At 67.6% G+C, this 13036-nt stretch carries 10 protein-coding genes and 1 riboswitch; of the genes, 7 read left to right on the top strand and 3 right to left on the bottom strand.

Features of this window, described 5'->3' with window-relative positions:
• Window positions 1–256: 256 nt before the first annotated feature.
• Window positions 257–841 (bottom strand): TetR/AcrR family transcriptional regulator, encoded by a 585-nt coding sequence (locus tag LRP66_RS11295; RefSeq protein WP_230482700.1) that lies wholly within the window; start codon window positions 839–841, stop codon window positions 257–259.
• A 95-nt stretch (window positions 842–936) separates the two neighbouring features.
• Here LRP66_RS11295 and LRP66_RS11290 point away from each other — a divergent pair, with 95 nt between their 5' ends.
• Together LRP66_RS11290 and LRP66_RS11285 are read left to right on the top strand one after the other, a co-directional pair.
• A complete protein-coding gene (locus tag LRP66_RS11290) occupies window positions 937–1626 on the top strand; it encodes a DUF1349 domain-containing protein (protein ID WP_230482699.1) in 690 nt (229 codons plus the stop codon).
• Window positions 1623–2180 carry a sugar O-acetyltransferase gene (locus LRP66_RS11285; RefSeq protein WP_230482698.1) on the top strand — a complete coding sequence of 186 codons (558 nt, stop codon included), beginning with the start codon at window positions 1623–1625 and terminating at the stop codon, window positions 2178–2180. Before LRP66_RS11290 ends, LRP66_RS11285 begins: the two co-directional genes overlap by 4 nt.
• Before the next feature lie 13 nt (window positions 2181–2193).
• Here LRP66_RS11285 and LRP66_RS11280 read toward each other — a convergent pair whose 3' ends face one another.
• Complete coding sequence (locus LRP66_RS11280; protein ID WP_230482697.1) at window positions 2194–2502, bottom strand: hypothetical protein; 309 nt, start codon at window positions 2500–2502, stop codon at window positions 2194–2196.
• Between the two features lie 86 nt (window positions 2503–2588).
• Window positions 2589–2806, top strand: a riboswitch (cobalamin riboswitch).
• A 180-nt stretch (window positions 2807–2986) separates the two neighbouring features.
• Between LRP66_RS11280 and LRP66_RS11275 the strand changes: the two genes are divergently transcribed.
• The 4 genes from LRP66_RS11275 to LRP66_RS11260 all read left to right on the top strand — a co-directional run bounded on the left by LRP66_RS11275 (window position 2987) and on the right by LRP66_RS11260 (window position 8388).
• Complete coding sequence (locus tag LRP66_RS11275) at window positions 2987–5164, top strand: TonB-dependent receptor (protein ID WP_230482696.1); 2178 nt, start codon at window positions 2987–2989, stop codon at window positions 5162–5164.
• A gap of 22 nt (window positions 5165–5186) precedes the next feature.
• Window positions 5187–6590: a PepSY domain-containing protein gene (locus tag LRP66_RS11270; RefSeq protein WP_230482695.1), complete on the top strand. Its 1404-nt coding sequence runs from the start codon at window positions 5187–5189 to the stop codon at window positions 6588–6590.
• 53 nt (window positions 6591–6643) lie between these two features.
• Complete coding sequence (locus LRP66_RS11265; protein WP_230482694.1) at window positions 6644–7315, top strand: glutathione S-transferase family protein; 672 nt, start codon at window positions 6644–6646, stop codon at window positions 7313–7315.
• A gap of 146 nt (window positions 7316–7461) precedes the next feature.
• The gene (locus LRP66_RS11260; protein ID WP_230482693.1) at window positions 7462–8388 is read left to right on the top strand and encodes an alpha/beta hydrolase; all 927 of its coding nucleotides are present in this window, start codon (window positions 7462–7464) and stop codon (window positions 8386–8388) included.
• 139 nt (window positions 8389–8527) lie between these two features.
• Here the strand turns inward: LRP66_RS11260 and pepN are convergent, their stop codons facing one another.
• Window positions 8528–11131, bottom strand: coding sequence for an aminopeptidase N (gene pepN / locus LRP66_RS11255; RefSeq protein ID WP_230482692.1), 2604 nt, complete (start codon window positions 11129–11131; stop codon window positions 8528–8530).
• A gap of 137 nt (window positions 11132–11268) precedes the next feature.
• Between pepN and LRP66_RS11250 the strand changes: the two genes are divergently transcribed.
• The gene (locus LRP66_RS11250) at window positions 11269–12975 is read left to right on the top strand and encodes a M28 family peptidase (protein WP_230482691.1); all 1707 of its coding nucleotides are present in this window, start codon (window positions 11269–11271) and stop codon (window positions 12973–12975) included.
• The last annotated feature ends 61 nt before the right edge of the window (window positions 12976–13036 follow it).

Raw genomic sequence — 13036 nt, 5'->3', positions numbered from 1 at the left:
AGCTCGTCAGGCTCATAACCTGAAGGCCGCAGGTTCAAATCCTGCCCCCGCAACCACACCACACACAGCCCGCCCCACAAAGGCGGGCTTTTTCGCGTCCAGACACCGCGCCAGCCGTCCGATACCGAGCCTTCGACTGAGGGGCGCGGCGGCGTCCGCTCCGCACACTGGGCCCCCGCCTGCGCGGGGGAACACGCTTGGCGGTCGCGAACCGTGCTCGCGCGCCGACATGACGGCTGGTTCCCGGGAATTGGACTTATCCGTCTCTGCCCGTTGCGCGGGGGCCGTCATCATCGTTGCTGATGCGGTGGACGATGTCCGCGATCGCGGCCCGGTCCAGCGGATGCGGATCGATCGAGTTATGGATGCCGATTCCTTCGACCAGGGCGTCGAGCGCGCGCGCGGTCAGTGGGTCGAAATGGCGTTCGAGCGCGGCGCGGCTGGCGTTCATCCAGCCTTGCATCACGCTCGATACCGATGGATGGCGCGCGGCATAGGCGTAGAGTTCGTAGCTGAGCAGCAGCGTTCTCGGCTTGGCCCAGACCGAACCGGCGATGATGTCGACGATCGCCTCGCGCGCGTCCACCCGATTTTCCGCCTGCGTCAGTCGCGCCTGGAAAGCATCCGAACTCTGCCGCGCGAGATCGGTGAAGGCCGCGGTCAGCAGCACGTCGAGCGTGGTGAAATAATAGGTGACCGAGCCCAGTGGAACGCCCGCAGCGCTGGCGATGCGACGATGGGTCGTGCCCGCCACGCCATGCTCGGCGATCACGTCGAGCGTTGCGGTCACGATGCGCTGCCGCCGATCGGGATCATTGGTACGCGAGCGTCCGTCCGACATGCGAAAACTCCGTTGCGAACATGTGTACATATGTACATATAGGATCGGGAGGATGGGGTATGCGATCTGCCCTATCGCAAAATAGGGTGAAGACCATGGCCGATCCGTATCCGTCGCGACGCACGATCCTGGGAAGCGCGGTCGCCCTCGGTGTGCCGTCGATGGCCGGGGCCTTTCCGGGGAGCGATACGCAGGCATCGATCATGGGTCGTAGCGACGGGCGATGGTCGAACGCTCCGAAGCGCTGGCGGGTCGAGCCGAATGGCGAGCTGACGCTGGTCACCGATCAGGGAACCGATTTCTGGCGGGAGACCCATTATGGCTTCACGCGCGATAGCGGGCATTTTCTGGGCTTTCCGACCGGCGACGCCTTTACCGCGCAGTTGCGCATCCGGGGGCGCTACGAAAAGCTGTACGATCAGGCCGGAATCATGGTTCGCCTCGACGAGCGGCGCTGGGTGAAGGCGGGGATCGAATTGTCCGATGGCAAGGCGATGTTGAGCAGCGTGCTGACCGATGGCCGCTCAGACTGGGCGACGGGGCCATATGCGGGCGATCCCGGCGATTTCTGGATGCGGGCGACGGTGGCCAGGGGCGTGTTGCGGTTGCAGGTCTCGGCGGATGGACGCGATTGGCCGCTGGTCCGCCTCGCACCCTTTCCGGTGGCGAGCGCCTATCGTGTCGGGCCGATGGCCTGTACGCCGGAGCGCGCGGGGCTTGAGGTGCGCTTTTCGGACCTGCGGATCACCGCGCCGCTCGGCAAGGAGCTGCACGACCTCACATGAGTGACAAGTCGCAAAAGGTGCGGATGCTCGCCGGTGAACCCTATCGCGCCGACGATCCCGAGTTGGGCGCCGACGCGGCGCGCGCCGCCGCGTGGATCGCGCGATATAATGACGCGGGGGCGGTGGATGCCGACGCGCGACATAGGCTGTTGGCCCAGGGGCTGGGACAGGTCGGCGCGGACACGGTGGTTCGGCCGCCCTTCCATTGCGATTATGGCTATAACATCCATCTGGCGGAGCGGGTGTTCCTGAACTTCGGGTGTGTGATCCTGGATGTGGTCCGGGTCGAGATCGGGGCGGGGACACAGATCGGTCCCGGCGTGCAGATCCTGACCGCCGACCATCCGCGCGATCCCGCCTTGCGCGCCCAGGGTTGGGAATATGGCCGCCCGATCCGCATCGGCGCCAATGTCTGGATCGGTGGCGGTGCCCTGATCCTGCCCGGCGTGACGATCGCCGACGACGCGATCATCGGCGCGGGCAGCGTCGTGACGCGTGACGTGGCGAAGGGCGTGACGGTGATCGGCAATCCAGCGCGGCCGGTAGGCGCGTGACGCCGGGGGGCGGTCAGCGGCGACGGCGTCCCCGGCCGCCGGGCGGCGATATGTCCTCGGGCGGCTCGGTGGTTTCGACCAGCTCGACCATTTCGAAGGCATAGCCGACCCAGCCACGCTGACGGATCGCCTCGGCCATGGCGGCATCATTGGCCTTGGCATCCTTGCGCGACTTGGCGTGGCCCCAGAACACCTCGGCGCGACCGCCGCCCAGATCGGCGACGATGCGCCAGTAATGGGTGAAGGGCGCGGCGGTCGGGCCGATCGTCTTCACATAGCCATCGGCCATGGTCGCGGTCAGATAGCGGGTCTTGCGTGCCATCACGGCGTCATAGCGCGGTTCGGCGCGATGCTCATCCCGCTTGACGGTCGGTATCGCCGCCGCCTACCGATACGGCGCCGGAATATTCCGGTAATGATCGCGCCGGTTCCCCTGCCAAGGGGGATTAAAAGGGAACGCGGTGAGGGCGGCGACGCCCGAATCCGGGGCTGTCCCTGCAACTGTAAGCGGTGAGCGGATACGCACGGACCGGCGAAGGCCGGGCCAGCCACTGGGGCAACCTGGGAAGGCGCGTGGTCCGCGACGACCCGTGAGCCAGGAGACCTGCCGGCGTCAGGTCGCTCATGCCTGGTCCAGGGGATGGCCGAGGCTAAGGTCTTTTCCGACGAGCGACGCCAATGTTGGCGGAGGCGCATGGTTTGCCATGGCGAGTGCGGAAAGGCGTCCAGTACGCATGGCATCCGGCCGTTCGAAAAGGAACGGAAGGCCTCGGCTTGTTCGCGACGAGACGCTGAAGGCTATCACGATGTTCGATTATGGAAGACCCTCGCGGGGCGGCTATGCCCTTTGGGGCGGTATCGCGCTCATCCTGGCGACAGGCGACGCGGCGGCACAAAGGCTGGAGGAGCGGGGGGATGATGCCACGATCCTGGTCGTCGGCGCGCGCGCGGAGCAGGCGCTCGACACGCCCAATGCCACCGCCAGCCGATTGGGGCTGACCCCGCTGGAGACGCCTGCAAGTATCGTGTCGCTCGACGGCGACACGATCCGCGCGCGCGGCGACCTGTCGATCGTCGAGGCGGAAAGTCGCGCCCCTGGCATCGCGAGCGTCGCCAATCCCGGCAATGGCGGCACGGCGCTGTCGGCGCGGGGATTTTCGGGACAGGGCTCGGTGTTGCAACTGATCGACGGGGTGCGGCTGTTTCCCGCGGCGGGGACGATCACCTTCCCGACCGATCCGTGGATGGTCGAGCGGATCGACGTGCTGAGCGGCCCCGCCTCGGTACTTTACGGGCAGGGTGCGCTGGGCGGCGCGGTCAATGTCGTGATGCGCCAGCCGACCGCGCAGACCCATGGCCAGGCGGAGATCGGCTATGGTTCGCAGGACAGCCTGCGCGCCGCCGCCGGGATCGGTGGGCCTCTGGGCGAGGCATTGGGCTACCGCGTCGATGCGAGCTATCGCCGGTCGGACGGCTATGTCGATCGGGGGCATTCGGACGGCGTCGCACTGTCGGCGACGCTCCGCTGGGCACCGTCGTCGCGGCTGGCCGTCACCGTGCGCGCCGATCATGGCGACCAGCGACCGATCACCTATTTCGGAACGCCGCTGATCGACGGGCGGCTCGATCGGCGCGTGCGCGATCGCAACTATAATGTCGCCGATGCGCGGATGCGGTTTCGCGACGACCGCGCGTCCGTCCGGATCGACTGGACGCCCGGTGCCGATATCAGCGTGTCGAACATCGCCTATTATCTGACCAGCGACCGCTTCTGGCGTAATCTGGAGAATTATTGCTGGGTTGGGACAGCCGGCCTATGTGCCGATGGCTCGACGGGGGTGCCCGGCACGATCCGGCGGAGCAGCAATTACGGCATCCGTCACGACCAGACCCAATGGGGGGATCAGGCGAGCGTGACCTGGCGCACGGCGCTCGCCCCCGGCATCGCCAATGCGCTGGTCATCGGGGCGGAGGCCAATCTGGTTCGCTTCACGCACCAGAACGACTTCGGATCGATCGAGCAGGTCGACGCGGTCGATCCCTTCGCGTTCGATCCGGGGCGCTTTCTGGATACGCAAGGCATCGCGCCGCGCTATCGCACCCGCACCACCGCGCTCGCGATCTTTGCCGAGGACCGGCTGACGCTGGGGCCGAAATGGTCGGTCGTCGGGGGTGTCCGGTATGAGGAGAACCAGGTCCGTCGCTGGGCCATCGCCTATCCCGAGGGCGAGCGTCGGGATAGCTTCGCCTTTGAAAAGACCTTCCGCAACGCGACCTGGCGGGCGGGCGTCGTGTATCAGCCCAGGCCGACCCTGTCGCTCTATGGCCAATATGCCACCGGGGTCGACCCGCTGGGCACCTTGACCACCGTATCGACGGGGCAGGTGGCGTTCAGCAACGCGCGGGGTAACCAGATCGAGGCGGGGGCGAAGCTGTCGTTCCTGAACGGGCGGGGCGCCGCGACGCTGGCGGCCTATCGGATCGTCAAGACCGGCCTGCTGGCGCAGCGTACCGTGTCGAGCCCGGTCGAGCAGGTTGGCCAGCGTTCGGCGCAAGGCGTGGAGGCGGCGGTGACGCTCGACCTGCCACAGGGGTTCGGGATCGAGGCGAACGGCACGCTGCTCGACGCGCGGTTCGACGATTTCCGCTCGGGCGGCGTGGACTATGCCGGGCGGACGCCCCCCGACGTGCCGGAGGCGCTCGCCAATCTCTGGCTACGCTGGGACGCGACCGGCCGGATACAGGCGCGGACCGGGTTGCGCTATGTCGGACGGCGCTTCTCGGACAATGGCGATGCGTTCCGCATTCCGGGATACGCCACGATCGATGCCACCCTCTCCTATGCGTTGACTCCGCGCATGGCAGTCGACGCGCGGCTCTATAATCTGTTCGACAAGGCCTATGCGGTCACCGCTTATGGCGACGGACAATGGATATTGGGCCGCCCGCGCTCGCTGGACGTGGCGCTCCGTGCGGCGTTCTGACCGACGCTGGGGGAGGGCGGCCTTGCGGCTCGCCTTCCTCACCCATCGCTGGGCGGGGATCGCCGCCTGCCTGTTCTTCGTGATGTGGTTCGCCAGCGGACTGGTGATGCTCTACGTCCCCTATCCCGCGCTGTCGGCCGGTCGGAGCTGGTCGGGGGCGGAGCCGATCGACTGGAGCCGCGTGCGCCAGACCCCCGTCGCGACCCGCGCCGCGCGTCGCGTCACGCTGGAGATGCGCGATGGGGCCCCGGTCTGGCGGATCGAGGAGGCGGAGGGCGGCACCCATATCCTGTCGGCGACGACGGGCATAGCGCCCACCGCCGTCGACGCCGCGCTGGCGAGCCGCGTGGCCGCCCGCTTCACCGGGGCGAGGGCAGAACGCGTCGCGCGGATCGCCGACGACCAATGGACCGTCGCGGGCGGCTTTGACCGTCATCGTCCCTTGTGGAAGGCGACGCTCGACGATCCCGCCGGGACCGAACTGTATGTTTCGGGCCTCACCGGCAAGCCGGTCCAACTGACGACCCGGCGACAGCGTCTCTGGAACTGGCTGGGGTCGGTGCCGCACTGGATCTATCCCACCCTGCTTCGACGCGACCGCGAGGCATGGCGGCAAGCGGTCATCTGGCTGTCGGGGCCGTGCATCGCGGTCGCGCTGACCGGGCTGTGGATCGGCCTGTTGCGGATGCGCCTTGGCGGAAGGCGTTATCGGGACGGGCGAGTGACGCCCTATCGTGGATGGATGCTCTGGCATCATGTCAGCGGCTTGCTGGGCGGGGTGATGCTGACCTCATGGATCGTCAGCGGCTGGCTGTCGGTCGATCCGGGGCATGGCTTTGCGGGTGGTGCCGCGCCCGAAGCGGCGTTGCGTGCCTATGCCGGACAGGCGGGCCAGCCCCGGATGCTCGATCGGGTGCGCCGAACCGCACGGGACGCGCGGAGCGTCGAGTGGAGCGGCGATGCGGGCCTTCGCCGGATCGCGATCGACCGCGCCTCGTCCCATCCGCGCTGGCTGGAACAGGCAGGCCTGGTCCCGGCCCGACCCGCGACGGTCGATCGCGCCGCCGCGACCTTGGTTCCCGACGGGCGGCTGGTCGACCGCGAGACGCTGGTAACGCCGGACTTCTACTGGACCGACGCCGCCCGCCTGCCGCTCCTCCGCCTGCGCTTCGACGATGCCGCGCGGACCTGGCTCTATATCGACCCGATGAGCGGCGCCCTGGTCGAGCGGCAGGACCGGGTGCGGCGCGCCTATCGCTGGGCCTATGCGCTCCTCCACACCTGGGACTGGCCGTGGCTGACCGCGCGACCGCCGCTGTGGCAGGCCTGGATGTGGCTTTGGTCGATCGCCGGCCTGACCCTGTCGATCAGCGGTGTGGTGCTCGGCTGGCGACGGTTGCGCCGCCCCGCCGCGCGGAGGCGCTGAAAACATTCGCGGCGGGGTTGGCGCAAGGGCGCTGCGCCGCTTAGATGGGCGGCATGTGGCAACTCTATCAATTCCCGCTCTGTCCCTTCTCGCGCAAGGTCCGGCTGCTCCTGGGCGAGAAGGGCGTGGGCTATGAGTTGGTCCGCGAATCGCCCTGGCAGCGACGCGACGAATTCCTCGACATGAACCCGGCCGGGCAGACCCCGGTGATGGTCGATGAGGAGCGCGGCGTGTTGCTCGTCGATTCGATGGCGATCTCGGAATATTTCGAGGAGACCGTCGAGAAGTCGGCGATGATCAACGGCACCGCCGTCAACCGTGCCGAGATCCGGCGGCTGGTGACGTGGTTCGACACCCATTTCTATCAGGACGTGACCGGCCCGCTGCTCCACGAGCGCATGGTCAAGCGCGTGGCCCGGGTCGGCAGCCCCGACGCCAAGGGACTGCGCGAGGCGATGAAGGCGGCGGTCGGGCATCTCGACTATACCGACTATCTGCTCGACCATCGTAACTGGCTGGGCGGCGCGACGATGAGCCTGGCCGATCTGGCGGCGGCGGCGCAGATCTCGGTCGCCGATTATCTGGGCGGGATCGACTGGAAGGGGCATGATCAGACCGCGCGCTGGTATCGCGGACTGAAGAGCCGCCCTTCCTTCCGCCCTTTGCTGTCCGAGCGGATGGAGCTGGTGTCTCCGCCGTCGCATTACGACAACGTCGATTTCTGACGGGTCGTACTTCGCATAGCGCTGTCGTTCGCTTTGGTCGGGCTTTCGTCACTGTTAGCCTTAACATTCTACTTGCGCCCACCGCCCCGACGCGTACCATCCGCCTCCGACCGTAGGGACATAACCCACGGAGGACAGGAGGGGATATGAAGTCCAACCGCTGGGCCCGCCATGCGCTGGCCGCCATGCTTGCGCTATCAGTCGCGACGCCAGTTCTGGCGCAGAGCGACAAGATGGCGCCGATCGCCACACCCGCGCAGCCGACCGCCATTCCGCTGAATACCGGCCCCTTGCCGGGCGCGAAGACAAAGGAAAGCTGGCACAGCCAGTATAACAGCGTCTTCGCGCGCAACGTGACCGAGGCGACGCTGACCCCGTTCCTGCCGGACCCGTCCAAGGCGACCGGTGCCGCCGTTATCGTCGCCCCCGGCGGCGGTTTCCGCACCCTGTCGATGCAGAACGAGGGCTGGGACGTCGCCAAGGCGCTCGCCGATCGCGGCATCGCCGCCTTCGTCCTCAAATACCGGCTGAACCAGACGCCCGCCGACATGGGCGAATTCGAGAAGTCGATGGCCGCGATGTTCTCCAGCGTCGCGCGCCCCGCCGCCCGGCCCAGCCCGGAAGAGGCGCTGAAGGGCCTCGCGCCGCAGATCGCCGATTCGCGCGCCGCCTTCGCGCTGGTGCGCAAGCGGGCGGCCGAATGGAAGGTCGACCCCAACCGGATCGGCATGGTCGGCTTTTCGGCGGGCGCGATGCTGACCGTCGCGACGGTGCTCGATGGTCAGGCCAAGCCCGCCTTCATCGGCGACATCTATGGCCCGCTCCAGCCGATGACCGTGCCCGCCGACGCGCCGCCGATGTTCGCCGCGATCGCCGCCGACGATCCGCTGTTCGCGGGCAAGGGCTTCGGCCTGATCGACGGCTGGATGGCCGCGAAGAAGCCGGTCGAGTTCCACCTCTATGGCCAGGGCGGGCACGGCTTCGGCATGTATCCGAAGAAGACGACCAGCACGGGCTGGTTCGACGCCTTCTACCGCTGGATCGTGATGGAGGGATTCCTGACGGCGAAATAATCCTCCCCGGTACGGGGAGGGGGGCCGCCCGCAGGGCGGTGGAGGGGGTTTTCCACAAGGGCAGCCCTTGCGGCCATGCCCCTCCACCACCGCTTCGCGGCGGTCCCCCTCCCCAAGCATGGCTAGGGGAGGATCATGGTCATTCGATGCTTTTCGACGCCTGTTCGAACAGGTCCTTCGACAGCCCCGGCGTGCCGACGATGCGGATCAGTTCGGCGCACATCAGCCGCGAGCGCCGGGTGTCGAAGCGGCGCCAGCGGCCCAGCGGCGGCAGCAGCTTGGCGGCGGTCTGAGGGTTCAGCCGGTCGAGCGCGATGAGCTGATCCGCCAGGAAGCGATAACCCGAACCATCGGCGGCGTTGAGCGCACGCTGGTTCATTCCGAACGCACCGATCAGCGCACGGGCGCGGTTGGGGTTGGCGAGGGTGAAGTCCGGATGCTCGGCCAGCCGGGCGACCACCGCGCCGGTGTCCCCCCGCGACGACAGCGCCTGGGTCTGGAACCATTTGTCGAGCACGAGCGAATTACCCGCATAGCGGTCATGGAATTGCGCCAGCGCCACCTCGCGCTCGGGCGCGTCGGAACTGACCAGCGTGGTCAGCGCCGCCTGTCGGTCGGTCATGTTGTCCGCCCCCTCGAACTGGGCGAAGGCGAGCGCGGCGGCGTCGGATGCGCCACTCGCCGCGATATAGCCGAGCGCGACGTTGCGCAGCCGCCGCTTCCCCTTCGCCTCGGGCGAATAGGTATAGGCCCCTTGCGCCAGCTCGGCATAAAGCCGCCGCCAGGTCGGCTCGAGCGCCTGGCCGAGCCGCTGGCGAAGCGCCTCACGCGCGGCATGGATCGCGTCGGGATCGACCGTCACCAGCTGATCGCCGATGAAATTTTCAGAGGGCAGCAGCACCGCCTCGGCGAGGAAGGCATATTCGAGCCCGTCGGCCTCCAGCGTGCGCGCCACCGCGGCGATCACCGCATCGGCCTTCACCGTGCCGTCGATCGTGCCCGCGACCAGCGTATCGAGCATCAGCTGCTGCATCGCCTCGTACCGGGCGAAGGGATCGTCGTCATGCGCCGACAGGAAAGCGAGATCCTCCGCCGTCCGGTCGCTCTCGATCACCACGGGCGCCGAAAAGCCGCGATTAATCGACAGGACGGGCCGCTCGGTGATGGCCTCGAAGGTGATCGTCTCGGCCACCTGGTCGAGCAGGATCAGCCGCTCGTCGGTCAAGGGTCGGCCGGTTTCCGCCCCGAATAGCCGGACCTTGAGCGGCAGCAGCATCGGCTGTTTGACGGTCTGTCCCGGCGTGGCGGGGACATGCTGTGCCAGCCGCAGCGTGGCGCGGCCGCCGCCCGGTTCGTGCGAGAGCCCTGCCGAGACGCGCGGCGTCCCCGCCTGGCTGTACCAGAGGCGGAACTGGGTCAGGTCGACACCGCCCGCTTCCTCCATGCAGGCGACGAAATCCTCGCAGGTGGCGGCGGTGCCGTCGAAGCGGCTGAAATACAGGTCGGTCGCGGCACGGAATTTCACCGGGCCCAGCATGGTCGCCATCATGCGGATCAGCTCGGCGCCCTTGTTGTAGATGGTCGCCGTGTAGAAATTGCTGATCTCGATATAGCTTTCCGGGCGGACCGGATGGGCGAGCGGCCCCGAATCCTCCGGGAACTGGCTGGCGCGCAGGCCGCGCACATCCTCGATCCGCTTGACCGCCGCCGAACCCTGATCGGCGGAGAAACACTGGTCGCGATAGACGGTGAAGCCTTCCTTCAGGGAAAGCTGGAACCAGTCGCGACAGGTGATCCGGTTGCCGGACCAGTTGTGGAAATATTCGTGCGCGACGACGGCGGCGATCGCGTCATAGTCGTAATCGGTTGCGGTATCGGGATCGGCCAGGATGTAGCGGCTGTTGAAGATGTTCAGCCCCTTATTCTCCATCGCGCCGAAATTGAAATCGTCGACCGCGACGATGTTGAACACGTCCAGATCATATTCGCGGCCATAGACGCGCTCGTCCCACGCCATCGACAGCTTGAGCGCGTGGAGCGCATGGTCGGTCTTGGGCAGGTCGGCGGCGCGAACCCAGATGCCGAGCTTCACCTCGCGCCCGCTCATCGTCGTGAAGGTCGCGGCACGGACCGCCAGATCGCCCGCCACCAGCGCGAAGAGATAGCTGGGCTTGGGAAATGGGTCGTGCCACTCCGCCCAATGCGTGCCGTCGTCGTTAACGCCTTGCGCGACCGGATCGCCATTGGCGAGGAGTACGGGATAGCGAATCCGGTCCGCCGTCATCCGAACGCGATAGATGCTCAGAACGTCGGGCCGGTCGGGGAAGAAGGTGATGCGGCGAAAGCCCTCCGCCTCGCACTGGGTGCACAGATTGCCGCCCGACGCATAGAGGCCCATCAATTGCGTGTTGCGATCGGGGGCGATGACCACCTCGGTCTCGACGAGGTGCGAGTCCCCGGTCAGCGGCACGACCAGTTGCTCGCCCTCGATCCGCCAGTCGTCGACCGCGACGCCGTCCACCCTGACCGACAGTGGCGTCTGCCCCGCGCCGTCGAGCCGAAGCGGTTCGTCGTGCGTGCCGCCGCGCGCGACGGTCAACGCGGCGCGGACCCGCGTTTCGGCGGCGTCGAGCGTGAAGTCGAGCGCCACGTGCGGCACCGCCCAGGCGGGCGGGGCATAGTCCGCGCGCCGGATCGTGGCGGGGGTCATGCTGGGCTGGGCGGCGCTGCGCTGGTTATCCATCGGGCGAATATAGCCAAGGCGGACCCTTCCGACCACCGGCCAGCCACGAAAATCCGGGGCGCGGCGCGCAAGCCGGGGTTGATCGCGGCGGGAGGCGTGATACCCCTATGTCACACCATATCTCCGAAAGGTCCCGCATGTCGCGTTCGACGGCTCTGCTGCCGCTGTTCCTCCTGTCCACCGCCGCCGTCGCGCACGACCATGATCATGCCGCCTATCAGGCCGCCAGCCCCGCACCCGCACAGGCGGCGCCCCAGCGCAGCCCGGCGGAGCGCAATGCCGTCATCACCGCCCCGCTGCCCGAGGATCAGGCCGCGATGAAGGCGCATGTGATGTTCCTCGCCTCCGACGCGATGGCCGGGCGCGAGGCGGGGACGCGCGATTACGACATCGCCGCGCAATATGTTGCGGCGCAATTCTATGCGGCGGGGCTTCGTCCCGGCGGCGACAATGGCGGCTATCTCCAGAACGTCCCGCTCGTCGCCTATAATGTCGCCGACAAGGGCAGCGCGATGTGGACGCCCGCTGGCGGCCAGCCGCAGGAGCTGGTCTTCGGGGAGGATTTCGTGCCATCGCCGGTGCCCAATGCCAAGGAGACCAGCCTGTCCGCGCCGGTGGTCTTCGTCGGCTATGGCATCGACGCGGCGCAATATGGCCTGACCGATTACAAGGGCGTCGACGTGCGCGGCAAGATCGTCGCCTTCGTGCCGGGCACGCCCGCGGGACTGGGCGGTGAGGAGCGCGCCTTTTTCGGTTCGGCGGCGAACAAGGCCGCGCTGGCGGCGGCGCGGGGTGCGGTCGGCGCGATCCAGATCGACATGCCGCGCGGGGGCGGGCGGCAGCGGCCCTTCGCTTCGCTCGCACGCTATTACAATGCGCCGCGCGTGACCTGGGCGAACCCAGATGGCACCGCCCATGCGATGACGCCGACCACCCCGGTGCTCGGCGCGCTTTCGCAAACCGGCGCGGCCAAGCTGTTCGGCAAGGGCTGGGACGCGGTCGTCAAGGCGGCGGCGAGCGCGAAGCCGGGCTTCAAGCCGCTGGCGGCCAGGGGCTCGCTGACGGTCGCGTCCAAGACCAGCTTCAAGCCGATGGACAGCAGCAACGTCATCGGCATCATTCCCGGCAGCGACCCCAGGTTGAAGGACGAGGTGGTGGTGCTGTCGGCGCATCTCGACCATATCGGCACCAATGACGGCGGCGAGGGCGACCGGATCAACAATGGCGCGCTCGACAACGCCATCGGCATCGCCAGCCTGATCGAGGAGGCCAAGCGCTTCAAGGCGGCTCCGCCGCCCAAGCGTACGGTCATGTTCCTGGCGGTGACGGCGGAGGAGAAGGGGCTGGTCGGCTCCGACTATTTCGCCAACCACCCGACCGTGCCGCTCAAGTCGATCGTCGCCGACGTCAATCTCGACATGCCGATCCTGACCTACAAGTTCGAGGATATGGTGGTGTTCGGCGCCGATCGCTCGACGCTGGGCCCGATCGTGCGCAAGGCGGTCGGGGCGATGGGCCTGCCGGTCGCGCCCGATCCGATGCCCGAAGAGGGGATCTTCGTCCGCTCCGACCATTTCCGCTTCGTACAGAAGGGCATCCCCTCGGTCTTCCTCTGGCCGGGTCAGAAGGGCCCCGGCAAGGCGGCGGTCGAGGACTTCATGAGCCACCGCTATCACAAGGTCGGCGACGAGATCGACCAGGGCATCGACTGGAGCCAGGGGCCGCGCTTCGTCAGCGTCAACTACGCCATCGCCCGCGAAATCGCCGATTCGCCCGACCGGCCTGTGTGGAACAGGGGGGATTATTTCGGCACGCTTTACAAGGGGCCGATGGCGGCGAAGTGAGGGGCGGCGGCGTCATCCATGGCAGCCAAATCTCCCTCCGCCCGTTCAGCCTGAGCGCAGT

Source organism: Sphingomonas sp. Leaf21, assembly GCF_916858675.1.
In the GTDB taxonomy this organism is placed as follows: domain Bacteria; phylum Pseudomonadota; class Alphaproteobacteria; order Sphingomonadales; family Sphingomonadaceae; genus Sphingomonas.
The sequence above is the reverse complement of the archived record's forward strand: the minus strand, read 5'-3'. Positions and strand labels throughout refer to the sequence as shown.